At 57.6% G+C, this 24,406-nt stretch carries 21 protein-coding genes; 9 read left to right on the top strand and 12 right to left on the bottom strand.

Annotated features, from left to right (window positions below):
- Positions 1 to 223: 223 nt before the first annotated feature.
- From DOLE_RS06830 to DOLE_RS06820, 3 genes are all read right to left on the bottom strand, one after another.
- Complete coding sequence (locus DOLE_RS06830) at positions 224 to 1,135, bottom strand: universal stress protein (RefSeq protein WP_012174752.1); 912 nt, start codon at positions 1,133 to 1,135, stop codon at positions 224 to 226.
- 63 nt (positions 1,136 to 1,198) lie between these two features.
- Positions 1,199 to 2,122 carry a universal stress protein gene (locus DOLE_RS06825; RefSeq protein WP_012174751.1) on the bottom strand — a complete coding sequence of 308 codons (924 nt, stop codon included), beginning with the start codon at positions 2,120 to 2,122 and terminating at the stop codon, positions 1,199 to 1,201.
- A 52-nt stretch (positions 2,123 to 2,174) separates the two neighbouring features.
- Complete coding sequence (locus tag DOLE_RS06820) at positions 2,175 to 3,098, bottom strand: universal stress protein (RefSeq protein ID WP_012174750.1); 924 nt, start codon at positions 3,096 to 3,098, stop codon at positions 2,175 to 2,177.
- 390 nt (positions 3,099 to 3,488) lie between these two features.
- Between DOLE_RS06820 and DOLE_RS06815 the strand changes: the two genes are divergently transcribed.
- Positions 3,489 to 5,054: a bifunctional GNAT family N-acetyltransferase/carbon-nitrogen hydrolase family protein gene (locus DOLE_RS06815; RefSeq protein ID WP_012174749.1), complete on the top strand. Its 1,566-nt coding sequence runs from the start codon at positions 3,489 to 3,491 to the stop codon at positions 5,052 to 5,054.
- Positions 5,055 to 5,214: 160 nt separating this feature from the next.
- On the opposite strand, the gene DOLE_RS06810 is transcribed toward DOLE_RS06815, so the two are convergent.
- The 4 genes from DOLE_RS06810 to DOLE_RS06795 all read right to left on the bottom strand — a co-directional run bounded on the left by DOLE_RS06810 (position 5,215) and on the right by DOLE_RS06795 (position 9,305).
- A complete protein-coding gene (locus DOLE_RS06810; protein WP_012174748.1) occupies positions 5,215 to 5,514 on the bottom strand; it encodes a hypothetical protein in 300 nt (99 codons plus the stop codon).
- Positions 5,515 to 5,803: 289 nt separating this feature from the next.
- Positions 5,804 to 7,477 (bottom strand): thiamine pyrophosphate-binding protein, encoded by a 1,674-nt coding sequence (locus DOLE_RS06805; RefSeq protein WP_012174747.1) that lies wholly within the window; start codon positions 7,475 to 7,477, stop codon positions 5,804 to 5,806.
- Between the two features lie 62 nt (positions 7,478 to 7,539).
- A complete protein-coding gene (locus DOLE_RS06800) occupies positions 7,540 to 7,896 on the bottom strand; it encodes a hypothetical protein (RefSeq protein ID WP_012174746.1) in 357 nt (118 codons plus the stop codon).
- Between the two features lie 185 nt (positions 7,897 to 8,081).
- Positions 8,082 to 9,305 (bottom strand): zinc-dependent alcohol dehydrogenase, encoded by a 1,224-nt coding sequence (locus tag DOLE_RS06795; protein ID WP_012174745.1) that lies wholly within the window; start codon positions 9,303 to 9,305, stop codon positions 8,082 to 8,084.
- A 169-nt stretch (positions 9,306 to 9,474) separates the two neighbouring features.
- On the opposite strand from DOLE_RS06795, the gene DOLE_RS06790 reads away from it, so the two are divergent.
- The 7 genes from DOLE_RS06790 to DOLE_RS06750 all read left to right on the top strand — a co-directional run bounded on the left by DOLE_RS06790 (position 9,475) and on the right by DOLE_RS06750 (position 18,347).
- Complete coding sequence (locus DOLE_RS06790) at positions 9,475 to 10,098, top strand: TetR/AcrR family transcriptional regulator (protein WP_012174744.1); 624 nt, start codon at positions 9,475 to 9,477, stop codon at positions 10,096 to 10,098.
- A gap of 230 nt (positions 10,099 to 10,328) precedes the next feature.
- A complete protein-coding gene (locus DOLE_RS06785) occupies positions 10,329 to 12,839 on the top strand; it encodes a glycogen/starch/alpha-glucan phosphorylase (protein ID WP_153304379.1) in 2,511 nt (836 codons plus the stop codon).
- A gap of 38 nt (positions 12,840 to 12,877) precedes the next feature.
- Positions 12,878 to 13,582 (top strand): response regulator, encoded by a 705-nt coding sequence (locus DOLE_RS06780; RefSeq protein ID WP_012174742.1) that lies wholly within the window; start codon positions 12,878 to 12,880, stop codon positions 13,580 to 13,582.
- A 152-nt stretch (positions 13,583 to 13,734) separates the two neighbouring features.
- On the top strand, positions 13,735 to 15,153 hold the full coding sequence (locus DOLE_RS17195; RefSeq protein ID WP_083766544.1) for a sensor histidine kinase: 1,419 nt from the start codon (positions 13,735 to 13,737) through the stop codon (positions 15,151 to 15,153).
- A gap of 252 nt (positions 15,154 to 15,405) precedes the next feature.
- Positions 15,406 to 16,059 carry a peroxiredoxin-like family protein gene (locus DOLE_RS18725; RefSeq protein ID WP_272952651.1) on the top strand — a complete coding sequence of 218 codons (654 nt, stop codon included), beginning with the start codon at positions 15,406 to 15,408 and terminating at the stop codon, positions 16,057 to 16,059.
- 203 nt (positions 16,060 to 16,262) lie between these two features.
- Entirely contained in the window at positions 16,263 to 17,279 is a 1,017-nt protein-coding gene (locus DOLE_RS06755) for an START domain-containing protein (RefSeq protein ID WP_012174739.1), read from the top strand.
- Positions 17,280 to 17,501: 222 nt separating this feature from the next.
- A complete protein-coding gene (locus DOLE_RS06750) occupies positions 17,502 to 18,347 on the top strand; it encodes a hypothetical protein (RefSeq protein WP_012174738.1) in 846 nt (281 codons plus the stop codon).
- A gap of 87 nt (positions 18,348 to 18,434) precedes the next feature.
- On the opposite strand, the gene DOLE_RS06745 is transcribed toward DOLE_RS06750, so the two are convergent.
- The 4 genes from DOLE_RS06745 to DOLE_RS06735 form a co-directional block, all read right to left on the bottom strand.
- Entirely contained in the window at positions 18,435 to 19,670 is a 1,236-nt protein-coding gene (locus tag DOLE_RS06745) for a (Fe-S)-binding protein (RefSeq protein WP_012174737.1), read from the bottom strand.
- Between the two features lie 66 nt (positions 19,671 to 19,736).
- Positions 19,737 to 20,099 (bottom strand): hypothetical protein, encoded by a 363-nt coding sequence (locus DOLE_RS17190; RefSeq protein ID WP_052294264.1) that lies wholly within the window; start codon positions 20,097 to 20,099, stop codon positions 19,737 to 19,739.
- An 18-nt stretch (positions 20,100 to 20,117) separates the two neighbouring features.
- Positions 20,118 to 20,624: a hypothetical protein gene (locus tag DOLE_RS17185; RefSeq protein ID WP_052294263.1), complete on the bottom strand. Its 507-nt coding sequence runs from the start codon at positions 20,622 to 20,624 to the stop codon at positions 20,118 to 20,120.
- 31 nt (positions 20,625 to 20,655) lie between these two features.
- Positions 20,656 to 21,351, bottom strand: a complete 696-nt coding sequence (locus tag DOLE_RS06735) for a TetR/AcrR family transcriptional regulator (RefSeq protein WP_012174736.1) — start codon at positions 21,349 to 21,351, stop codon at positions 20,656 to 20,658.
- A 187-nt stretch (positions 21,352 to 21,538) separates the two neighbouring features.
- Here DOLE_RS06735 and DOLE_RS06725 point away from each other — a divergent pair, with 187 nt between their 5' ends.
- Positions 21,539 to 23,059, top strand: coding sequence for a hypothetical protein (locus DOLE_RS06725; protein ID WP_012174735.1), 1,521 nt, complete (start codon positions 21,539 to 21,541; stop codon positions 23,057 to 23,059).
- Between the two features lie 294 nt (positions 23,060 to 23,353).
- Here the strand turns inward: DOLE_RS06725 and DOLE_RS06715 are convergent, their stop codons facing one another.
- On the bottom strand, positions 23,354 to 24,283 hold the full coding sequence (locus tag DOLE_RS06715) for a hypothetical protein (protein ID WP_153304377.1): 930 nt from the start codon (positions 24,281 to 24,283) through the stop codon (positions 23,354 to 23,356).
- Between the last annotated feature and the right edge of the window lie 123 nt (positions 24,284 to 24,406).

The following is a 24,406-nucleotide window of genomic DNA, read 5'->3' as shown; positions in this document are numbered from 1 at the left end:
TCTGAATTCGTGGAAATGAAAGGCCTGTCCGCCTGGATATTTCACGAGTTGCCTTGCCACGAATGCAGGGGAAGGGGACAAAACTTTGATGGGGGCAACCCTCTGTGGTTGCCCCCATCAAAGGGCGAACACAAGGTTCGTCCCTACCGTATATCTACTGCGAGCGGCCCGCAACACGGCAGATGCGGCCAAGGTGACTCGCCCGAAGGGTGAAATGTTCGGGCTAGATGACCCACACGGAAAACTCCTTGCCCCGGTGAACCACCTTGTTGCTGACCCGGCCCATAAAAAAGGCCTGAACCCTGGAAAGCCCCCTTCTGCCCACGACAATGGCGCCGGTATCGTCCGACTCGGCCTCCACCACAATGGCTTCAGACCGGCTCTCCGCACCGGTGATGATTTTTCCTTCCACGTTTTCGGCTTCAAAACCGGCTGCCACCAGCACTTCCCGCATCTCTGAAAAGGTCCTATCCATCCGCTGCTTGTGCGCCTCAATCATCTCAGTGGGCATGAAGTCCAGGTTGTGGGACCGAATGACATGCAGCAGTTCCACCATGTAGCCATGACCCCCGTAAAGATCGGCCACGAATTTTACCGCCTGCATGGACGACGGAGAGCCGTCAATACCGATCACCATTTTCTTGCTCAAGGACCGTTTTCCCATCAGCAGCACCGGCTGGTCCGACAAATTGGCCAGCAGCTTGCTCGACACGCTGCCCAGCACAACGTTCTGGATCGTGTTCATGCCCCGTCGCCGCATGATCACCGCGTGATATCCGTTGCGCGCCTCGGCCAGAATATCCGTGGCCACATCCTTCTCCTGCTTCTGGAGCTTGACGGAAACCCGCCTGGCGTCAAATCCAGCGTTGAGCAGAACCTTTCGCGCGGTCTCCAGGTACATGTGGTTTTCGTCGGCCATGCGCTTACGCCATTCGGCAAACTGTTCCACGGCCCTGGCATTGTTTTTCTCCCATGTCAGGTCCCAGTAGTTTTCCGGAAAATCGGCAAATACCTGGAACAGAACAATCTCTCTTGTTTTAAACGATTCCATCCACGCCAACTGCTCAACGGTCTGCCGGGAACGCTGAGAGCCGTCAAACAGAACCAGGATCTTTTGCTGTGCCTGTGTATTCATTCCAGTTCCTCAAATTTAGTGTAAAAACACGCGACTCCGGTTCCGGTGTCGCCAAAACCAATCTCAGACGATCCAGACCGTAAAATCCCTGCCGACCTGGACCACCTTGTTACCGACCCGGCCCATGAAAAACTCCTGAACCCGGGAGACGCCCCGCCGGCCCACCACAATGGTACTGCAATCCTGGGCCTCGGCTTCGGCCACAATGGCCTCGGCCCTGCTGGATACGCCTGTGACGATATGCTCCAGAATACGCTCTGCCTCAAAACCGGATGTGGCCAGCTTCTCCCGAAGCTCCGCAAAATGTGTCTCTATCCCCTTCCTGAGCACATCCACCAATTCAGGGGGCATATAGTCAAACCGAAGGGGGTCGAGAAGGTTACCGCCCCGGATCACGTGAAACAAGTTGACGCCGTAACCATACCCACCCATCACCTCCGCCATGAACTCCACGGCCCTGACCGAAGCTGAAGAGCCGTCCACGCCCACCAGCACCCTGTCATTCTGCTCCCGGTTGCCCGCCAGGATAACCGGAATGTCCGACAGCCTGGACAGCAGCTTGCTTGACACGCTGCCCAGTACGACATTCTGAAGGGAGCTCATGCCCCGGCGCCGCATGATCACCGCGTCATACCCGTTTTTGACCTCCTCCAGAATATCCCGGGTGACACCGGCCTGCTGCCGGTGAATCTTGATGCTGATCATGTCCGGGGCAAATCCCGACCGCACCAGCAGATCCCTGCCGTCCTCCATAAAAGCCCTGATCTCGTCTTTCTTTCTGCTTCGCCAGTTCTCCACCTCGCTGACCGCGTGCAGGTTGTCGGTCTCAATAGCCAGGTCCCAGTAAAATTCCGGCAGTTCTGAAAATACATTGAATAAAACCAGGTTGACCTGTCGAAACGGCTTGACCGCGGCGAGGTAACGTAGCGTGTTGCGGGACCGTTCCGATCCGTCCAGCAGCACCAGCATTCGTTTATGTGTGTACATGGCATACCCCCTGTTTTAATATACACCGGCCGGTCGACGACCGGCGGCACGGTTATGTAATCCAGACTGTCAGCTCCCGGCCCCTGTGAATCACCTTGCTGCAAACACTTCCCGTGACAATGTCCTCAGGGTCGGAAGGCCCCCTGCGGCCCATGACAATGGTGCTGCAATCCCTTGCCTCGGCTTCGGCCACAATGGCCTCGGCCCGGCTGGTCACGCCCTGAGTAATGGTTTCCGTGACACTGTCCGGTGCAAACCCGGCCAGAATCAATTTTTCCCGCAAATCATGCAGTCGTTTTTTAATATCACCGGCAAACCGGTCAACCATATCAGCCGGTATGGCGCCGGCCCCCTGAAGGTCATTGCGGCCGCTATCCCGTATCACATGAAGCAGCTCGATCCGGTAATCATATCCGCCTATCATGGCCGTCACCGTGGCCACCATCCGGTCGGCACTCTCCGCCCCTCCCACGGCCAGCAGCATCTTTTTGTTCTGGTTACGGACACCCGCAAGAATGACCGGAATGTCCGGCAGCCGGGAAAGCAGCTTGTTGGCCACGCTGCCTACCACCACGCCCTTGATGTTGCCCTGGCCCCGGCGGCGCATGACCACTCCGTCATAACCCCTTTTCGCCTCTTCCAGAATGTCCCGGGCCACGCCCACCACCCGGGCATGCAGCCGGGTTTCGATTCTGCCGTCGTCAAAGCCGGAGGACACCAGCCGGTCTCTGGCCTCGGCCATAAACGCCTCGCTCTGCCTTTTGGCGTCCCGCTGCCAGCGCTCTATCTCCTGAATGCCGTGGACACTGCCGGTTTCAGCCACCATGTCCCAGTAATATTCAGGGACCTCTCCCATCACCTGAAACAGTACAAGGTAAAACTTTCGAAAGGGCCGGACCGCTGCAATATAGTCGAGTGTGTGAAAGGAACGGGGCGAGCCGTCCAGCAGTACAAGAAATTTTACGGGGACAGTCATATTTTTTTCCTTACAATAGCAGCAATCCCATTGGAACGCATTAACAAAACAGGGCGGTATGCCTCTTTTTCATAAACCCATGGACAGGCCCGTCCCAGGCCGGTTGCCTGCATGATCATACAGCAACATCCGTGCCACTGGCGCAGCCATCATCAACAATTTATTTTCTTTAATAACGGTATATTGCAACAGCACCCGGGCCCAAAAGACCCGCATCCCCTGTCAGGCGCTTTTACACCCTGTCAAAGTTTTTTGCAGTCCACCTGCTTCAATCCCGACATTCGGCAGTGACTGCGCCCTTCTCACCGGCGCACCGGTTCCGGCTTGCCATGCGGCATGCCTTATAATAGACTGCCCTGACTAAGACCTTAGACAAGCTGGGAGCAACCAATGGGCAAATCAAAATCACAGATCACGGTCCGCCGCTGGCGGGCCGAAGACATTCCCGGGATCATCGAGTGCAGCCGGCGGGCCTATGCCGACTATCCGCCGGAATATATCTTTACCCCGCGCCACTACGAGATGCAGTTTGCCGCCTTCCCCCACGGCCAGTTCGTGGCAGTGGCAGGCAACCGGATTGTCGGCTATGCCACCTGCCTGATCGTCAACATCGACGACGCCTTCTGGTACACGGTGGACGAAATGACCGGGGCCGGCACCTTCAGCACTCACACACCGGACGGGGATACCCTCTACGGCGCGGACATTGCCGTGGACCCCGAGTTCCGGCGGCGGGGGGTCTCCGGCCTTCTCTACCGCAGGCGCAAGGCCCTGCTGCACCGCTACAACCTTAAACGCATGATCGCCTACGGCCGCATTCCCGGGTACAGGGACCATGCCGGAAAGATGTCGGCGGAACAGTACGTGCAGAAAGTAATTCGCGGCGAACTGACCGACCCGGCCTTAAACGCCCACCTCAAGGCCGGCTACCGGGTAAAGAAGGTGCAACTGGACATCACCGAAGACCTGTCCAGCCTGAACTACTCCACCTTTCTGGAGATGCCCAACCCCGATTTTGACATCGCCAAAAAACGGATCACATCGGCCGTGCTGCGCAGGCACCCGGCCCGGCGGATTCGCATGTGCGCGGCCCAGTATGCCATGCGGCCCATTCGGTCCTGGGAGGAGATGGAAGAGAGCGTGGAGTTTTTCGTCAGCTTTGCCGACTCCTACCACTGCCATTTCCTGGTGCTGCCCGAATATATGACCTACCAGATGTTCAGCTGCATGCAGGGCGCGGAGATGAAACAGCTGGTGGCCGACCTGGCCGACATGACCGACCGCTACGTCGAGATGTTCAAGCAGTTCGCAAAGCGTTACCGCATTTACATCATCGGCGGCTCCACCCCGGTGCGGCGGGACGGCCGGCTGTACAACACGGCCCACCTGTTTACGCCCGGCGGCCAGGTGCATACCCAGGACAAACTGCACATCACGCCGGCGGAACGGGCGGAAAGCGAAATCGAACCGGGCTCCCACATTCGGCTATTTCAGACGCCCCTGGCCCGCATCGGCATCCAGATCTGCTACGATATCGAATTCCCCGAGGTCTCACGGCTGCTGACACTGGCCGGCGCCGAGGTGATCGTTGTCCCCTTTTACACGGAAGAAAAAAAGGCCTATTACCGGGTGCGTCACTGCGCCCAGGCCCGGGCCGTGGAAAACTTCATCTACGTGGTAATGGCGGGCAGCGTGGGCAATATGCGCACCCCCATCGGCTCATTCATGCACTACAGCCAGTCCGCCATTCTGTCGCCCAGTGATTTTTCTTTTCCGGAAAAAGGAATTGAAGGCGAGGCCGATCCCAACGCTGAAGCGGCTGTGGTTTCTGAACTGACCCTGTCGGCCCTGGCCGAACAGCGTCACGTGGCAACGGTCCGGCCCCTGCACGACCGGCGCGCCGACCTTTATGACCTTCAGTTGAAATATCCCATTGAGATCATCAGGACCGACTAATTCCATTTCTAAAACAAACGTCATTGCGAGGAGCACAGCGACGAAGCAATCTCCTCCGTTTATGAACAAGATTGCTTCGCTGCGCTCGCAATGACGTTTGTATGTGCAAGATTGCTTCGCTGCGCTCGCAATGACCCATGGGCGTTCTTTTGAAATGGGATCAATGGTAAGTCGGCCCCCGGCCCTGAACAGGGGCCATGCGGTCACTGTAGTCGCCGGTAAACACCAGGTTCCGCCACGGCAGACGGGCCGCCATGCCCTGCTTTACAAACACGTCTTCACCAAAGGGCAGAAACGAAGAGAGCCCTGCCGTGTGAACAAAAATCCGTTGAAACGAATCAGCGCAGTCCTCGATCACATTGAGCAGTTCCATGGCCGAGGCCCCGTCAAAATCCCCCATCAGCCGCAGATGCAGGTTCTCGCTGTTGGGATGCCGCATGATCTTAAAATTTGCCGCCATTGTGCCCTCCTTATTCACTGGTCATCCAGTTGATGTTTGCTGATGCACTGTGAAAAGGCAGAGCAAATTCAATGCCAACTTGCGGATGGAGGGGGGGTGTCCCAGAGGGACTGGGATTCAATATACTGGAATAACATTACAAAAAGCCGGGGCCGGCCTTGTTGTCCCGGCCCCGGCAAAACAGCCCGGCACAGCAACGAAGTGCTGAAAATCTTTACACCGTGAAAAAAAGAAGAACAGGGGCGCCGGGCAATCGACACCCCTGTAAAGAAAAGGCAGTTCCGTTAAATCATGCCAGCCCGGAAAAGCTCTGGTAAAACAGAATCGTTGCCGGGCTGGTCACCGTGGGATCGGTAAGCACGTTGATGCAGGCCGGCTTTCCCGAATCCACGGCCCGTTTGATGGCCGGCACAATCTCTTCGTCTTTTGTCACCAGTTCGCCATAGCCGCCCAGCCCCTCCACCATCTTTTCATAATGGCGCAGCCCCAGGTCGGCGCAGGTGCACCGGTCCGGGCCCAGGCTGATCTCCTGGGAGTGCTTGATCATGCCCCAGGCGCAGTCGTTGTTGACCACGCAGATGATGGGAATGTTGTGGCGCACGGCCGTGTCAAATTCCATGCTGTTGAACCCGAAGGAGCCGTCGCCGTTGAGCACGATCACCGGCTTGTCCGGATGGGCCAGCTTGGCGGCCAGAGCAAAGGGAATGCCCGTGCCCAGGCACCCCAGCAGACCTCCGGCCGGCGTCAGAACCCCGGCCCGGTGGCGCGAGGAAAACCCGGACATACCGTAATAGGTGGTGTCTCCGCCGTCGGCCACATAATAGGCGTCCTCGCCGAACGCGCTGTAAATCCGCTCCACCAGACGGGACGGATGAATCGGGTCGGAAGGGGTGCTCCGCATTTCCAGCTCCGTGGTCATAAAAGCCGTATAAGCCTTCTTAAACGTCTCCAGCCACTTTTCATGGCTGCGTTGTTCCACCAGGGGCAGCAGCTGCTCCAGCACCCGGCCGGCGTCGCCGGCCAGGCCAACGTCCGCGGCCCGGTTGCGGTCCAGCTCAGCCGGGTCGATGTCGATGCGGATCACCTTTGCGTCGGGAAAAAGGCTGCCGGACTGAAGTACCCAGTTGAAGCGGATGCCAGCGGCCACAATCACGTCGCACATGGGCAGGCCGGCGGTAAGGCCGGTGAACCCGCCGGGATTGACCGACTGTGAATGGGTGTCGGGCAGAACGCCCCGGCCGTAGTTGACAAGGGCAAAGGGCAGGCCGGTTTTCTCAAGAAACTGTTCCAGCACAACGCCGCAGTCGCTCATGCCGATGCCGGTGCCGCCCAGAAACATCGGCTTTTGAGCGCCATTAATGATCCGGGCCGCGGCCTCCAGCTCGTCAGGAGCCGGTGAAACACGCGTCTTGTGGCGCCGGCGGACAGGCATGGACGCAAGGCTCTCGTCGATCTCGGCAAACAGGATGTCCGGCGGCAGTTCCAGGAATACCGGGCCGGGACGGCCCATGGTGGCCTGGCGAAAGGCAATGGAGAGATACTCGGGAATACGGGCCGCGTCATAGCAGGTGGCGCACCACTTGGTGACAGGCTTTACCATGTCGATCTGGTTCATCTCCTGCAACGCGCCCTTGAGGTCGTCCCGAATCGGGTGGCGGCCGCACAGCACCACCAGGGGGACATTCTCCAGGTGGGCGTTGGCAATACCGGTGATGGCGTTGGTAAAACCGGGCCCGGCCGTCACCAGGCAGACGCCGGGCTCGTTTCTGTACACCGACCAGGCATGGGCCATCATGGCCGCTGCCTGCTCATGGCGCACGTCAATGGTACGAATACCGTATTCGGAAAGACCGTCCAGCAGATTCTCGATATGGCCCCCGGAAATGGTGAATATTGTATCCACCTGTTCCATCTGCTTCATGTATTTTGCCGCCAGATGCCCGCCGGTGATCTTTTTTGACATTGCCGCCTCCTGTATGGATATGATGTGTGTATCTTTCTATAAGGGTTCGAGGGGCCAAGGGTTCACATGGCCTGCTTGACCGCCTCGTCAAACCACAGGGCATAGACGCTCATGCCCTCCACCTTGAGCTTTCCTTCGGCCGCGGCATAGAACACCGCCTCCTGGCTCCGCTTGAGCATGACCGACACCGCTGTGCCGGGATCCTGCCACACCAGGGCTGCGTCAAAATCATGGTCCGGTCCGGTGGCGGTTGAGACCCTGCCCTGGTCAAACACAAAAAGCCGGGCATGGCGGCCGTCGGCGGTCTTTATCATCAGCCGCACCTTTGCCTTGCGAATAAAGGCCTTGAACCGGGTGTTCACCCTGGAGGCGATCCACAGCACCTGGTAGATAAAAAACAGCAGAATCGACAGTCTCATATGGATCTCCCTATTCCATAAAGGTCATTACAAGAAATATGTATTTCCCGTCATTGCGGAGCAACGTGTATTTCATCTTTGCGCCAGCCCCTTCCGTCATTGCGAGGAGCGAATGCGACGAAGCAATCTCCTCCGCATCTGTCCAAGATTGCTTCGCTGCGCTCGCAATGACGGTAAAAAATTCATCAATCTACAAACGCCACCACGCTCTTTATGGCCCCGTGTTTTGCTTTGTTCATGTTGACCGCCAGCATGCGTCGGTATTCTTCCATCCGAAAGGTATGGGTGATCAGCCGGTCGGTCTGAATCTGCCCCCGGGCCATAAGTTCCATGGCAATGTCGAACACATGGCGCGGCCCCCCCTGCCAGTCGGCCATGCCGTAAGCATAGACCCCTTTGACGGTCTGCAGCTTCAGCCACAGCGGCGTGGGATCGAGCTTTACCGTACTGCCGATGCCCACCACGCTGACCGTGCCCAGGGCCGCCGTCACCCGCATGGCCGTGTTCAGGGTGGCGGAACTGCCCACGGTGTCATACACCCGGTCAAACCCGCCCTTTAGAATCGGCGCTCCCAGCATGGGCCGGTAGAGGGCCCCCCCGGTCATGGCAACGGCCGCGTCAAAAATTTCGCCGGGCCGAACAACCGCGTCGGCCCCCAGGTCCTGAACAAGGTCCGCGGCCAGGGGCGAGGGTTCCACCACGGCAATGCGGCAGCCCGGAGCCAGAACCCGGGCGCTTTGCACGATCAGGTTGCCGATCACGCCGCCGCCGATCACCAGGACGGTGTCGTCCGCGCCGGGCGGATTGTCCAGCACTGCCTGAAGGGCCACGGCCACCGGCTCGGTCATGACCGCTGTTTTAAGGGCCAGGCTGTCCGGAATATGAAAGAGCTGGCTTTTATGGGCCACCACGTAAGGCGCGAATCCGCCGTTTAAATCGGAGATCAGGCCTAAAAACATGCCCGGCGAAAACCGGCCCATGGCCTGGTTGTCGCAGTTTCCCGGCCGGCCGGCCCGGCAGGCCGGGCAGAGCGGCGATATGCCCCGTATTTCGCACCCGATGGTGGGGTTGACCGCCACGGCGTCGCCAGTGGCAAACCCCTGAACACCGGCGCCAGCCTCCACGATGCGGCCCACAAACTCATGGCCCATGATGCAGGGAAAAGAGGTAAAGGGCTGGGCGCTGGGTGAATCGTGCAGCATGATCAGGTTTAAATCGCTGCCGCAGAGTCCGCAATAACAGGTTTGAATTTTCACCCAGTCGGCACCGGGCAGGGAGGGTTCAGGAATGTCCACCAGCCGGACGGTACGGCCGGGGCCCCGGTAAAAGGAGGTCTTTCCGAACAGGGCCGCGCAGGTCCTGGCCGCGGCAAACCGCAAAGGAGAGATGTTGAGTTCAAGTGCCCGCATACGCCTCCTTACCTGGCAAGAGTCGTTTCTGAATGCAAAGAAAATATGAAATAAGATTCATATTGTCAAGAAATTTTTTTGCAATAACAATAATTTTAGTGTATATAAAAAATGAACTTTAATTCATTTTAGTCTTACACCCGGATTGCAAAACAGGAAAATCAATATCATGAGCACGGTCAGGATTCCCAGGCAGCAGCGAAGCCTGGAAACAAAGAAAAAAATTGAGAAGGCGGCCCTTTTTCTGTTTTCCAGAAAAGGGATTCACGGCACCAACTCAAAAGAAATAGCCCAGAAGGCCGGGGTTTCCACCGGCAGCTTCTATGCCTATTTTAAAAACAAAAAGCAGCTCCTGCTGGAGATTCTGGAAACCTTTCTTAATCAGACCTACGCGGTCATCTGGAAAGACCTGGGCACTTATGCGACAGACGCCCTGACCCGTGACAACGTTCAATCCATCATCACCAATGTATTTGCCGCCTACGATATAGCCCCCCGGTTTTTGAGCCAGACCCATGCCCTGAGGTACTCGGATCCGGACATCAACCGTGTCTATGAACGGGAGCGACGCCGGGAGGTGGAGCAGATCATGGCCCTGATTGAAGCCAACAAAGACCGGCTTCGAATACGGGACCCCTATGCCGCAGCCATCATCGCACACAACACCGTGGAACACGCGGCCCACACCGCCAAGTTCATCGGCCCGGAGATCGAAGAATCCCGCCTGATAGAGTCCCTGGCCGACATCATCTACACCTTCTTTTCAACCCGGATAAACACCGGCAGTAAGTAAGCCCGGCATCCTGCCCCCCGCCGAATCGGGGTAAAGACCACTTCTGGTTTACTAAAGACCGGGTCTTCATGGGCGGTTATACGGACGGCAGGCATGGGCTTTCTTCTTGACAAGATTTCAGCGCTTTGCCATAACCATAGGGCACAATGTGCGGTTTCTGTCCCCCTTCAGCCGGTTGGCGCAGTCAGGCGAAAGGCAAGTCCTTCAACATACCCACATGGAGTTTTCCCATGGAAAAATTTCGCGGCACCATTCTGCATCACCCCCCTTCCCACTGCTTTGACAACTCGGTGGAGTCCATCAAGGCCGACCTGACTGAAAAACTCTTTTCCATGCGGGCCAAATTTCCCGAAGTGGCCACCCTTAACGACTATTACCTGGCCCTCTCCTACGTGGTGCGGGACCGGGTGCTGCACCGTTGGATTCACAGCGCCCACACCTACTTTCAACAGGCCAGCCGCACCGTGGTCTACCTGTCCGCCGAGTACCTGATGGGGCCCCAGCTGGGAAACAACATCCTCAACCTGGGCATTCGCAAACAGGTGGAACAGGCCGTGGCCGAGATGGGGCTCTCCCTGGAAGACCTGCTGGAACAGGAGGAGGAGCCGGGCCTTGGCAACGGCGGCCTGGGAAGGCTGGCGGCCTGCTACCTGGATTCCCTGGCCACGCTCCAGATTCCGGCCTTTGGCTACGGCATCCGCTACGAGTTCGGCATCTTCGACCAGCAGATAAAGGACGGCTGGCAGGTGGAGGTCACGGACCGGTGGCTGAGACTGGGCAACCCCTGGGAGGTGCCTCACCCGGAACGCCGCTATGAAGTCAGGTTCGGGGGGCACACCGAGGCCGGTTACGATGCCCAGGGCCGGTACCGGGTGCGGTGGGTGCCGGAACGCTCGGTGATGGGCACGCCCTTTGACACGCCGGTGCTGGGCTACGGGGTTGGAAACGCCATCATTCTGCGGCTGTGGCAGGCCGAGGCCAGGGAATCTTTTGACTTCCAGGCATTTAACCTGGGCAACTACTACAAGGCCGTGGACGACAAGGTGATGTCGGAAAACATCACCAAGGTGCTCTACCCCAACGATGAGCCGGAAGCCGGCCGGCGGCTGCGCCTGGAGCAGCAGTATTTTTTCGTGGCCTGTTCCCTGGCCGACATGTTGCGCATCTTTTTCCAGCGGGACACCGATCTGGACCGGCTGCCGGACAAGTTCGTGGTACAGCTCAACGATACCCACCCGGCCGTGGCCGTGGCCGAAATGATGCGGCTTTTGATCGACGACAACGGCCTGGAGTGGGACCGGGCATGGAAAATCACCACCGGGGTTTTTGCCTACACCAACCACACCCTGCTGCCCGAGGCACTGGAAACCTGGAATGTGGACCTGTTCGGCAAGGTGCTGCCCCGGCACCTGGAGATCATCTACGAGATCAACCACCGATTTCTGATGGAGGTCAACCGGTTCTTCCCCGGCGATGCCGGGCGTCTTTCCCGCATGTCCCTGTTCTCCGAGGCCGGTGAAAAACGGGTGCGCATGGCCAACCTGGCCTGCGTGGGCAGCCGGGCCATCAACGGCGTGGCGGCCCTTCACACCGACCTGCTCAAGCAGACGGTGTTAAAGGACTTTCACGAACTGTGGCCGGAAAAGTTTTCCAACAAGACCAACGGTGTCACGCCCCGGCGGTTTATGGCCCTGGCCAACCCCGGCCTTGCCGACCTGATCACCCAGTCCATCGGCGCCACCTGGCTGAGGGACATGGACCGGTTAAAAGGACTTGAGCCCTTTGCCCGGGACAACGCGTTTCGCGACCAGTGGGCCGAAGTCAAGCACCAATGCAAGGTCCGGCTGGCCGCCATGATCCGGAAAAAGACCGGGATGGCGGTGGACCCGGACACGCTGTTTGACATCCAGGTCAAGCGGATTCACGAATACAAACGCCAGCACCTCAACGTGCTCAACATCATCACCCACTACCGCCGTCTCAAGCAGGGGCTGGACATGGACGCGCCGGCCCGCACCTTTATCTTCGGCGGCAAGGCGGCCCCCGGCTATGTGCTGGCCAAGCTGATGATCCGGCTGATTACCGGTGTGGCCGACGTGGTCAACCACGATCCTGACATCAACGGCCGCATCAAGGTGGTCTTCTACCCGGACTTTAACGTGAAAAATGCCCAGCACATCTACCCGGCCGCCGACCTGTCCGAGCAGATTTCCACAGCTGGCAAGGAGGCGTCGGGTACCGGTAATATGAAGTTTGCCTTAAACGGAGCACTGACCATCGGTACCCTGGACGGGGCCAACGTGGAAATTTGCCAGGCCGTGGGGCCGGAAAACTTTTTCCTTTTCGGCCTGACCGCGGACCAGGTGGCCGCCACCCGGCAGGCCGGGTACCGGCCGTGTGACGTGTATGATGGAAACGAAGAGCTGCGGGCCGCCATGGGCATGATCTCCGGCGGCCTTTTTTCCGGCGGCGATCCCGGCATGTTCGCCCCGCTGATCGACTCCCTGTTAAACGAGGACCGGTTCATGGTGCTGGCCGATTATGCCGCCTATGTGCAGTGCCAGGAGCAGGTGGGCCGGGCCTTTCTGAAGCCGGACCACTGGCACGCCATGTCGATTCTCAACGTGGCCCGCATGGGTATGTTCTCATCGGACCGGTCCATTGCCGAGTACTGCCGGGACATCTGGCACGTGGAGCCGGTGCCCGTGGTGGTGCCGGACGAGACCTGCGACATCGACTGACCCGAGCTGCCGGGCCGGACATTTCAAAGAGACGCCACATGACCCACCGCATTCTTATTATTGATGATGACAAAGCCCTTCAGGCGCTGCTGCGCGACTATTTTGAGGAAAGCCATCTGGAGGTGGCGTTCGCGCTGACGGGCCTGGATGGAATAAAAAGCGTGGCCGCCGGTACGCCCTGCGATATTGTTGTGCTTGATATCATGCTGCCGGACATCGACGGATTTGAGACACTGAAAAAAATCCGGGCGATCTCCCAGGTGCCGGTGATCATGCTCACCGCCAGAGAGGACCAGGCCGATCGCATTATCGGCCTTGAGCTGGGGGCGGATGATTATATGCACAAGCCCTTCAACCCCCGGGAACTGCTGGCCCGAATAAAAGCGGTGTTGCGGCGGGCAACGGCAAGCGCGGAAGCGGCCCCGGTATCATCCCCCTCCGCCTGCGCCATGGTGTTCGGCTCGGTTGAGATCGACTTTGCCGGCCGCGTATTGCGCAAGTCCGGCAGGGAGATTGCCATGACAGGGGTGGAGACCGATATCCTCAACGCCCTTATTTCACATAAAGGGACCCCGCTCACCCGGGACCGTCTGCTGGACCTTGCCAGCGGGCGTGACTTTGAAACCTTTGACCGCTCCATTGACGTGCATATCAGCCGCATTCGAAAAAAGCTGGAGGATGACCCCTCCGCGCCCCGCTATATCAAAACCGTATGGGGGAAAGGGTATATGTGGGCCGAGTAAAATAGCCGGACAGAGCCCAACCCTTTGCACTGCCCCCCTCACTCTTCCCCTTTCCGCTGATCAAGCCCCCTGCTTACGAAATCTTTACATTTACCTCCCTTTTTTTACATTTCCCGACATATTTTCGTTACACAAACCTGCTATAAACTTTCATGGGTCCGGCAAGCCAGATAAGTACCCGGACCACGGGAGCCATCATGAGCGACAGACTGTACACAAGAATAGCCATCAACTTTATCATGCTGCTGGCCGCGGCAATGGTCGCCGTCACCCTCTGGTTTTATATCACCGTGGGCAGGCCGGTGGCCCGTGACGTGCATACCATGCTCAGAAGCCACAATGGCTTTATCGGGTCCATGGTGGAGACCTGTATTAAAAGCAACGCCCCGGAAGAAGACTTCCTGAATTTTTTTCAACTGGTGTCTGGCCGGTTGGGGGTGGAGACGGCGCTTTTGAATGCCGCCGGCGAGCCCATTCTTGCCTCAGATGCTCTTGCGAAAAAGCGCCTTGAACTGCCTGAAAGGTGGGTCGCTGATGTCAGGCAGAAGGGACTGTTTGTACAGAGCAGCCACTCCGGCAAGCCGGTGGTGTACGTGACACCCCTCCACGGGCCGGGCAACGATCCGCTCTACCTGTATTCGGCCCGCCACTTTTCCACACACAAGCATCATGTCGCGTTTCTGGCGGGGCTTCTGGTGATCGGCGCTGTTCTTGCCGGGGCGGTCTATCCTTTGTCCAAGAGCATCACCCGGCCGCTGTCTGACCTCACCCGGGGGCTTGAAAAAATGAGCGCCGGCGATTTTAACGCGGTCCCGGCGTATGCCCGCAAGGATGAGATCGGCACCCTGTTTCGGGTGTTTCGCGAAATGAGCCTGTCGGTGGATGCCATGATCCGGTCCAGCAAACAGCTGCTGGCCGACATATCCCATGAACTGTGCTCCCCCCTGACCCGGATTCGCCTGGGCACGGAGCTGTTGCACAAACATGTTTCCGGCGACAGGGCGGCGAACTATCTTAAAGGCATTGAAACAGAAATTGTTTCCATGGACCGGCTGGTGGCCAACATGGCCGCCTACTCAGGAATGAACCTGCCGGGGTTTACTCCTTCCATGGGCCGTATATCCCCCTGGCGCCTTGTCGCCGGTGTGCATGAGCGGTACCTGCCGGTGGCCGAGGTCCAAAACATTCATCTGGCCGCCGACGGTGACCGGGAATTGCCGGAAATAGAAGGCGACCGGGAACTGCTGACCCAGGTCTTTGTCAATCTTCTGGATAATGCCTTTCGCCATACACCGGCGGGCGGCACGATAACAATCGGCGCGGAGAATGCGGGAGACCGCGTGCGTTTTTTTGTCTCAGACACGGGGCCCGGTGTGCCCGAGGCAGACCGGGAGCGGATTTTTGAGCCCCTGTACCGGGTGGACCCCTCCCGGAACAGCGAAACCGGCGGCGCAGGCCTGGGACTGGCCATTGCCAGGAAAATCGTGACCCTTCATATGGGGGACATTGACTGCGCGAGGGAAAACGGGATTACCCGATTTGGTTTTCGTATCAAAAAACAAAAAGGATGAAACCAATGGAAAAGGAGACGAGAAGAAACGTGTTAAGGGTGGTGTCTGTAGTGCTGGCTATTCTGGGTGTCTTGACCATGCTGCCATACAGCCGAGCGCAGGACTTTTCAATATTCGGATATAAGGCGTTATGCCCGTTCGCGCCGATCAGTACGATCCTTATTATATATGTTGCGGCAACGATTCACCGGTATCTGGGAAATACCGGGCGTCGCATGTCGTAAAAATCAAACAGAAAGGAGTCAAATGGCCATGATCAAAAAAAGTTTTTTGGTTCTGATGATGTGCGGTTTTCTTTTAACAGGATGTTCAACAACAGGGGAAAAGTCGATGGAAACGATGGACTACAGTGAGCTGGGTGGCACAATGTCCACCCTGACAGTACAGAACATGGAGGGCCAGGCCGTGGCCCTTGAAACGATCTGGGAAACCCGCCGGGTGGTGCTGGTGTTTTTGCGCCACTTTGGGTGAATGTTTGCCCGTCAGCAGGCTGCTGACCTTATGAACGTGAAGAAACAGCTCGATGAGATGGGTGTGGCACTGGTGGCGGTGGGCAGTGGCACACCGGAGCAGGCCCGCGTGTTTATCGAAAAGTTCAAATTTGAGGGAGAAGTGTACCTGGATCCGTCCCTTGCCGCTTACAACGCCTTTAGACTGAAACGCGGGTTCTGGCGAACCCTTGGCCCGTGCTCCATCGGACGGGGATTTAAGACAATGTTCCGGGGCTTTCACCAGGGACGCAAGGCCGGCGATCTCTGGCAGCAGGGCGGCCTTTTTGTGATGGGCCCGGGCAACCAGGTGGTCTTTGCCCACCGGAACGGCAGGGCCGGAAAGCAGGCCGACCTGAATATTGTGCTTAAGGCCGCGGCCGAACCGGGCATACCCATAGAACCGGCTGTTCAATAGCGTCACCCGGCCCGGTCTGAATAGCAGACCGGGCCGTTTCTCCCCCCCCCCCCCACTTCCTTGCTAACCCCTCTGTTTCAGATCAACACATTCCGCATGTTCACTGTTTCTGCTTTCTGTGGTAATATCCCCCCCATCACTTTTCACCCGGGGTGAAAAGCCGACAATAGTGTCTAAAACCAAAAACCGTTACGGAGGCGTGTGTGAAACATTTTTTTGGTGTTCTGTTTTTTCTTCTGTTTATCTCCCATACAACGCTTTTGCATGCCGATATTGAAAGCGACTGGGTGCTGACCAACGAAAGCAACAATATCAAAACCTACCAGCGGGTGTATCCGGGCAGCAAGCTGCTCCAGTTCAAGGCCATCTGCGTTATTGACGCCCGGGCGGAAAACTTCGGCCAGGTGCTGCGGGACCTGGAGGCCATGCCCCTGTGGATGGACATGTGCGAAAAGGCCACCCTGATCAGCGAAATTGATGAAAACAACCGGACCCTTCATATTCTTCTGGACCTGCCGGTTGTCAAGAACCGGGACCTGGTGGTCAAAACCGACACCGTTTACGACCTTGACAGGGCGCGCGGCATTGTGGACCTGAGCATGGTGAAGGATTCGGGTATTGCCGTACCAAGAGGCGTTGTGCGCCTGGAAGACTTTTCCGGCTCCTATGTGTTTGAGTATATCACCCGTGAAAAGACCGGACTGATTTATACATACTACGCGGATCCGGGCGGCCTGCTGCCGGCCTTTCTGGTAAATTTCGTGGGAAAACACATGCTGTACAATACTTTTCAGAACCTGGGCCGCATGGTGCAGACCGACAAATACGTGGAGGCGGCAAAGCACTCAAAAGACCGGCAGCTGTTTGAATCGATCCTGAGTGACCCGCAGCGGGTGAAAACCATTCTCAAAAACCGGCTGATGGAGTATTGCCGCAACGAAACCATCATCGACCGGGCCGTAAACGACCCCAATATTGTGGACCTGCTCATCAATGGGGACGGGGTGATGATGGAGCAGGTCTTCCTCTCCTGGGGGTCCAGGGAGATGCTTGAGAAAGCCATGCAGACCGTTCTTCGCACCCATGCCCGGCAGTACACAACGGACGAAATGATCATCGATAAAATCGCGAACAACCAGGAACTGATTGACGCCATCATTGATGGGGACCAACCCGGCCGGGCCTCTGCCGTTGAGATGATTCAGGCAATGCTGAACTGAATGGAAGGCTTCAAGGGGGATATCTGAAAATTTTTAACCCGGGAAAACGGACAGGTCGTTTTGTAAAGCCAGGGTAAAGTTCATTGACTTATCCAAATCGCAATCGGGATCGGTATCGAAGTGACCGATTGCGAGAACGAGCACGAGCACGACTAAGAGTAAGAGTGCGAGTAAGATAAAAGACCGAAGAGTAACCCAACCCCTTTATAAGGAGGTCCCCCCATGGTCCAGGTTGATGTGGTATGGGCGTATGCCTTTGGCGCCGGTTTTGCCGCCTGCGCGGCCCGGCAGCTCGACAAACAGGAAAAGCCGTTCACTAACAAGTGGTACACCTTTACCCTGCTGTTTCTCTCCATCCTTTTCGCGCCTTCCGGAATTTACCTGCTCTGGCAGTTTGTTCAATGGGAGACCATGCAGGTGGCAACGACTTTTACGGACCTGCCGGCATGGCTGGTCTGCGGCTTCGCGGTGACCAACATCACCCAGGGGATTCTCGGGTTTTACATCACCTGGCTGTTTATCCGCCGGAAAAACTATTACGCGGCCCATGCCAACTGGATGTGGGCCTGGATCCTGTTCTGGTTTATCCTGGTGTGCGGATGGGATACCACCGGGTACCAACGGTTCCTCTATGACGCCTCGGTTCACGACGGCGTGCTGTGGGAGCCGGGCAGGCACATGGGCCTGGCCTTCTTCTGGAAAAGCAATGTATGGTGGACCCTGGTGGGCATGGCCGTGTTTTTCGCGCCCATGCTGATCTACGCGGTTATCAACTTCATACCCGAAGGGGCCCGCCAGGATCCCACGATCCCGGCCGACCGGCTGCCCGGCCCCATTCCCCTGCTGGCCGCTTCCTTCGGCGCCCAGTGGGTCGCCTGCCTGGGCCTGGCCATTGTGGCGGCCCTGATGGTCATGGGGCTGCGCGACCTGACCGGCAGCATCCTGCTGGGATACCTGATCGGCGTGCCGCTTTTTATTGTGCTGGCCCAGTTCCTGCTTTTCCGGCGGGGCATGCCCATGCAGAAGCTCGCCAAAATCCTTTATATCAAGGAACCGGGGGAAGCCTGAAATGCATGTTCTGATCACCGGCGCGGCCAGCGGCATCGGCAGGTATTTCTATAATTCAGAAGGATATATTCCGACTCAGCAACAGCTTCAGTCATGACGTGCGTCAGGATGGATTTCACATGATGGAGAGCTAATATTTGAAAGCCTTAGCGCGCTGGGAGAGACTTTCAAAAGGTTCCAGGCCATGCGCGGCCGGGCCAGGCGGCGATAAAAGATGGAAAACGGCGCGGCCACCGGATCCCCCAGGGCCGAGAGAACGTCTTCCAGAAGGTAGTGGGACTTATACCCGGGCTGGAAATAGTGGACCAGAAGATGGCACCCCGGACAATAGCTGACCACATGCTTTTTGCCGGCCGCAGCCAGGTCCCTGCGCTTGACCGCGGCGGTTGTCACGACGCGCGCGATTCTGCCGTCGTTGAACAAACCGCCGTAACCGCAGCAGAGGGCGTCTTCACGGTTGTGCGGCAGTTCGGAAACGCTCAGGCCGATGGCGGCGGCCAGCCGGCGAACCACCTCCAGATAGGCGGCGCCGTTCTCATACCCGAAACAGGGGTCGGATATGGCCGCGTCGGTTTTTAAAGGACGAGTGACGCGGGCGGAACCGGTTTCGATCCTCTCGAGAAAATATTCATAGATGCTGATGATGGGAAACGGCACTGTCAGGCCGAAAGTTTCCGGCAGGATGCGGGTCAGGACTTTCTGGCAATGGCCGCAGCCCACGATCAGGCGGTCGAAGCGGTTTTCCTTGAGACGGTTGATGAGCCGTTCCCCGATGCGAAAGCCTTCCTCCAACAGCCCGGCCTGAATGGCCCAGACGCCGCAGCAGTCGTCCGGGCCGCCGAACTTGGCCGCGTTGCGCAGGACCTTCGAGCTTTCCACCGCGGCCGGCATCATGCGGTCGGTGCAGCCGACAAAAAGCAGGTCTTTGCTTTTCTTGGGCGCCGCCCAGTCGTTTAAGATTTTTTTGTCGGCCGCGCCAAGGCCCTTATATACATCCCGGAAGAAATTCGCGCTCCACCCTTCCGCAGCCATGCCGTTGATCGCGTAGGCCATGGAAGAGGGAATGCCGCCATCGGCGCGGCGCCTGTATTCAAAGCACTCCCGCATCAGACTGCCGGGCCGGGCGTCATCCGGGCAGCGATAATCGCACTTGCCGCACCGGATGCAGCCGGCCAGTTCCGGAACCCATTGCGGGCCGGCCGTGATTTTCTGCATGACCACCCGGGCCTGTGTTGCCGTAAAATCGCCGTAATGACATCCGGCAAGACATTTTCCGCACTGATTGCAGTTGTCGGCGAGAAAGCCGCGAATAAAAGCCGTCATCCTTAAACAATCCTTCAATTTTTGGAATTCAATAAAATTACAGGAATATGGAAAATGAAAGCAGACTCAGGGCGACTGTCCCTTTTTCATTGCAACCTGGAACTGTCGCCGGGCCTCGCCTTCCTTGGCCAGGACTTCGCGGTTGGTGTCGTCAACCCGCATGAAGTTGTCCCGCCACTCGTCACTGTCCCAGCAGAAAGGCGTCTGGACCGTGGTGCGGGGCGTCCAGGCCGATTCCAGCAGGTCTAAGGCCATTTTCATGATGGCCTGCTGCATGGGAACGTCCCAGGGTTTGCCGCAGGGGTTGCCCAGGGGAAAATCCGTGAACAGGAACCGGGGCACACCGCACTCCTCCACCACGTCCCGGGCGCTGCCCATAATGACGGTGGCAAGGCCGTTTTCCTCCAGGTGCCGGGCGACCAGACTCACGGTCTGGTGGCAGACCGGTCAGAGGGCCGTGAGGATCACGGCATCCACGCCGTCCTCGCGGCACCATTCCAGGATTTGCGGGGCGTGACGGTCGACGGTGCGACTTTTGCTGTAATCGGTGGGAATGCCGTAATAGCGGGCCGAGGCCGACCCGACCCGGCCGGCGGCCACGGCCCCGTTCAACTGGTTTATGGGAAGAAAGCTGTTGATGTCCTTTGTGTGGGTGGCCGCTTTGTCCCAGAAAAGCAGGTCGGTGGAAAGACTCTGGGGCGGCGGGTCCATTGGTTCGGCATAGGCGTCGCGCCCGAGCAGCACTTCCATGGTGATGGTGCCGGAGGGGCCGGGCTTTTCCCCGGTGGTCACCAGCCCCACCCGGGACTGGGCCAGCGGCTTTGAAAGCGGCGCAAAGGGCACATCGTCGTAGTGGGGCCAGGCATAGGGCCTGTCATAGCCCTGGGCCGCGTAATACTCCCGGCTGCGGTCGATATAGCTTACAAACGAGCGGTACTGGCGGTGCTTGTACATGAGAGAGACTACCTCTTTCTTTTAAAAGGCGTCAAGACGACCGCCGGTTTTCAACGGCCGCTTCAATGAACTTTTCCAGGGGCGGAGCAAAAAGAGAAAGAAGCGCCTCTTTGACCCATTCTCTGTATTCCTTTGACTGCGGATCCATGCCCAGGGCCTTGCCGTGGTAGGTGGCCGAGCCGACAAAGGCCGTGTGAAGGGCCATCATGGTGTAACTCCACATGGACAGTTCCGGCTGCATGGTGAGGACGCTGATTTTCTCAATAAAGATGGCCTCGATTTCCCGAAAGTAGCGGGTGAAAAAATCAAACCCCGGCGGGTCGGGGTCGATCTTCATGTGGCCGGCGTTCTGGGTCAGCACCTCCATGACATCGGGATGTTCAAACAGGTAATCCAGGGACCGGTCCAGGTAAATCTTCAGGCCTTCCGTGGGCGTCAGGTGTTCCACGCCGTCGATCCATTCCCGGTATGCCGTGACCAGCTCTTCATAAAGCTGCCTCGCCACGGCCCGGAACAGCTCGGCCTTGGTGAAATAGTGGTGAATGATGGAGTAGTCAAACCCGCCCTCCTCTCCGATCATGCGGATGCTGGCGGCGTGGTAGGGATGGCGGGTAAACACCTTTCGGGCGGCGGCGATGATTTTCTGCCGGGTGGCCTCACCTTTGGAGCCGGTCTCTTCCGCGGCGACCGGCACCTTGGGTTTTGCTTTCTTTTTTGTCTGTTTCATGGCCTGAACCTAGACCAACCGTGATTTTCTGTCAACCTGCACCGTCCTTGCCGCAAAGCAATTGCCGCCCCGGCGCCCGTCGCAACTGGCAGGGAGGTTTTTCTTGACACCGGAAAGGGCCCCGTGATAGTTTCTCCACACCTGTGGAAAAATCTTTACCTCAACCACGCAAAAAAGGGGAGACGTAATGAAAAAAACAACAAAATGGGTATCGGTAATATGCGTAGCGCTGTGGGTTGTAGCGCTTTTCTCAGTACAGACATTTGCCATGGGGCCGACCCCGCCGCCGTTAAACCTTACCGATGAACCACCCCGGAATCCGTTTGTGGCAAACTCCCCCTGGCCCATGAGCCATGCCAATCCCTACTGCCAGGCATCATCCCCTTATCCGGGGCCCAAGGCCGTAACCATGGGCACAAAGTCTTCCCTGAACTTCGGCATGCCCGGCCTGATCACCCTGGCCATTTCCGGGGTCTACCCGGACGGCGGGCGCGTTGTGTGGGGCAGTTCCTCCACCGACGTCTTTAAGGCAGACACCTCGCTGAATTACATTCGGGTGATGAAAAAAGAAAATTTATCCATTTCGTCGATCTTTTCCACCGACGAAATTCTTTCCGGCGCCTACACCCTGGTGGACAAAAACAACATTTTCTACATGCCGCGGTTTACCAAAATCTTTGCCTTTGGCGACAGTGTTACCGGAAAACGGTATTCGAAAATCGTGGTCAAGCGGACCTATGAAATTCCCGCGTCCATGCTGGCCGCCCCGGAGGAAAAAATCGTGGGGCTTTCCATGACCTGGGACGGCATGCTGGTGTTTGCCACCAGTCACGGCCTGGTGGGGGCCGTCTCCCGGGATTTTTCCCGCGCTTATTACTACAGCTTCGGACCGGACGAACAGATATCCAACTCTATCGCCTGCGACGAGGACGGCGGCATCTATGTGGTAACCAACCTGAACATGTACCGGGTGCAGTGGACCGGCAACGGGCTGACCACGGACCCGGCCTTTGGCGGGTGGACCGCCGGGTATGAAACCGGCGAGGCCTCGGGCGTGCGCCTGGGCGACGGATCAGGAGCCACGCCCACGCTGATGGGAAGCGGCTCGGACGACCGGTTCGTGGTGATCACCGACGCCCAGCCCGTGATGCACCTGGTTCTTTTCTGGCGCGACAAAATTCCGGCCGACTGGCAGCAGATACCGGGCACAAAGAGCCGGCGCATCGCGGCCCAGGTGCCGGTGACCTTCGGCGACCCCTATGCCACGGACACCCTGTCCGAACAGTCCGTGTGCGTGAGGGGCTATGGCGCCCTGGTGGTCAACAACCAGTTGAAAGTGCCGCTGAGCAACCAGGTGTTCAGCATCCTGCTGTCCGGCGTAAATCTTGTCGCACCCTACGGCGCGGAAAAGTTTGAATGGAACCCTGCCACCAGAACACTGAACAGCGCCTGGGTCAACAGAACGGTGAGCCTGCCCAACGGCATCCCGTCCATGAGCCAGGCCACCAACCTGATATATGATGTCGGCCAGAACTGGCTGGGGGTGTGGACCTTTGAGGCGCTGAACTGGACCACCGGCAAATCGGTATTCAGTTACGTCTATGGCGCCACACCGGCCTGCAACAGCGCCTATGCCGCCACTGAAATCGGCATGGACGGCGCCCTCTACAGCGGAACGATGCTGGGCATGGTGCGAATGGCGCCCTGACCGGACCATATCGGAATTTCAAACGCCGGGCGAACCCGCAACAGGGGGTCGCCCGGTTTTTTTTCACAAAGGCCACCCTTCCGGGCAAAAAAGAAGTGCCGACATCCGCCCCTGGAAAACAGAAAAAACCCCGGCACCGAAATCATAAACCGGGGCTCACAGACCCAGGAATGGAAGCATTTTACGTTAATTTTATATCAAGAAATTTAACCCTTCGGACGAACCGTTTTAGCCGCATCTGCTGTGTCGCGATCAAACCAACCCATGAAATATCCGGGTTAACCGCATTTGTTTTTACTCGTTTTTACATGAAGCCACGGTTTGGGCAATCGCAAAAATTTTTTGGGTCTGCTCCTTGGGAATGAGCTCGTTTTCCATCTGATCGGTAAGGGACTTGAGGGCATACCACTGACCTGAAGAAGCGGTCACCACTTCCAATGCACCATCATCACGCACCACCGCGCCACAGCCCGAGGCCCAGAAAAACATGCGTTTGTCAATTTTCCCCTTAACCTTTTCACCGCGTCCGAAAAACACAATCTTTTCGTCCACGCCGATTTTCCGCAACAGGGTAAAGTTAAGACGCACCGAAACCCCGCCGTTGGCAAAAGCGAGAAAACCGCCCCACCCCATGGTTTCATCCAGTACGGCGAGCTGAGTGATGGGGTGCAGCCAGCCCTTCCGGCTGAAGCGATGGATGGTCTCCGGATCTTCGGTATTAAACCCGGAAAAAGCACAGGCAATACTGCCATGCGGACTTTCCCATAGATGAAACTGCCGTTTCAGCCCCGGCGCCGAACGGTTGACCCCGCAGACAAAACAGTTCAGATAGTACGGGATGTGCTCGAGCCTGCCGGACAGACGGGAAAAGTTTTCCGGGATATATTCTCTGAAGCCATCCTCCGGCTCCGGGTTTTCCACTCCACACCCGATTTCAGCTGTAATATAGGGAGTTTCTGATCCTTCAGGGATGACGCGGCCGGATATACCGGACCCGGTGGGGACCGCCTCCACGGTGACCGCATCGCCGACTCTCACCTCACTGCCCCCCATGCGAAAACTGCACTGAACCGGGTATTTGAGATCGTTGTCGCATGTGCAATGAGCAAAGTCATTGGCCAGTTCAACAATCGCGCCCATGCCGATGCCGCCATGGGGAATACCGACCCACCCTTCTTTGCTGGCATCCATCACCATCGGCACAGATCGTTTCTCATCCTCCATAATGAGATCCGCCTCGTCAAACAAAAACCTGTGGACAAAATCATTCTGCATAATCGAAAAGGCCTCTCGCCCGATATGATGTTTTTTAACCCGGATAGTTCATAAAATATCCGGGTTAGACCA

Source organism: Desulfosudis oleivorans Hxd3, assembly GCF_000018405.1.
GTDB lineage: Bacteria > Desulfobacterota > Desulfobacteria > Desulfobacterales > Desulfosudaceae > Desulfosudis > Desulfosudis oleivorans.
This window is presented reverse-complemented; position numbering and strand designations above follow the sequence as displayed.

What these genes read in the sequence shown, in the direction of transcription:
- DOLE_RS06830 (WP_012174752.1), bottom strand. Translation starts at nt 1,135, where the DNA reads ATGAATACACAGGCACAGCAAAAGATCCTGGTTCTGTTTGACGGCTCT.
- DOLE_RS06825 (WP_012174751.1), bottom strand. Translation starts at nt 2,122, where the DNA reads ATGTACACACATAAACGAATGCTGGTGCTGCTGGACGGATCGGAACGG.
- DOLE_RS06820 (WP_012174750.1), bottom strand. Translation starts at nt 3,098, where the DNA reads ATGACTGTCCCCGTAAAATTTCTTGTACTGCTGGACGGCTCGCCCCGT.
- DOLE_RS06815 (WP_012174749.1), top strand. Translation starts at nt 3,489, where the DNA reads ATGGGCAAATCAAAATCACAGATCACGGTCCGCCGCTGGCGGGCCGAA.
- DOLE_RS06810 (WP_012174748.1), bottom strand. Translation starts at nt 5,514, where the DNA reads ATGGCGGCAAATTTTAAGATCATGCGGCATCCCAACAGCGAGAACCTG.
- DOLE_RS06805 (WP_012174747.1), bottom strand. Translation starts at nt 7,477, where the DNA reads ATGTCAAAAAAGATCACCGGCGGGCATCTGGCGGCAAAATACATGAAG.
- DOLE_RS06800 (WP_012174746.1), bottom strand. Translation starts at nt 7,896, where the DNA reads ATGAGACTGTCGATTCTGCTGTTTTTTATCTACCAGGTGCTGTGGATC.
- DOLE_RS06795 (WP_012174745.1), bottom strand. Translation starts at nt 9,305, where the DNA reads ATGCGGGCACTTGAACTCAACATCTCTCCTTTGCGGTTTGCCGCGGCC.
- DOLE_RS06790 (WP_012174744.1), top strand. Translation starts at nt 9,475, where the DNA reads ATGAGCACGGTCAGGATTCCCAGGCAGCAGCGAAGCCTGGAAACAAAG.
- DOLE_RS06785 (WP_153304379.1), top strand. Translation starts at nt 10,329, where the DNA reads ATGGAAAAATTTCGCGGCACCATTCTGCATCACCCCCCTTCCCACTGC.
- DOLE_RS06780 (WP_012174742.1), top strand. Translation starts at nt 12,878, where the DNA reads ATGACCCACCGCATTCTTATTATTGATGATGACAAAGCCCTTCAGGCG.
- DOLE_RS17195 (WP_083766544.1), top strand. Translation starts at nt 13,735, where the DNA reads ATGGGTCCGGCAAGCCAGATAAGTACCCGGACCACGGGAGCCATCATG.
- DOLE_RS06750 (WP_012174738.1), top strand. Translation starts at nt 17,502, where the DNA reads ATGGTCCAGGTTGATGTGGTATGGGCGTATGCCTTTGGCGCCGGTTTT.
- DOLE_RS06745 (WP_012174737.1), bottom strand. Translation starts at nt 19,670, where the DNA reads ATGACGGCTTTTATTCGCGGCTTTCTCGCCGACAACTGCAATCAGTGC.
- DOLE_RS17185 (WP_052294263.1), bottom strand. Translation starts at nt 20,624, where the DNA reads ATGTACAAGCACCGCCAGTACCGCTCGTTTGTAAGCTATATCGACCGC.
- DOLE_RS06735 (WP_012174736.1), bottom strand. Translation starts at nt 21,351, where the DNA reads ATGAAACAGACAAAAAAGAAAGCAAAACCCAAGGTGCCGGTCGCCGCG.
- DOLE_RS06725 (WP_012174735.1), top strand. Translation starts at nt 21,539, where the DNA reads ATGAAAAAAACAACAAAATGGGTATCGGTAATATGCGTAGCGCTGTGG.
- DOLE_RS06715 (WP_153304377.1), bottom strand. Translation starts at nt 24,283, where the DNA reads ATGGAGGATGAGAAACGATCTGTGCCGATGGTGATGGATGCCAGCAAA.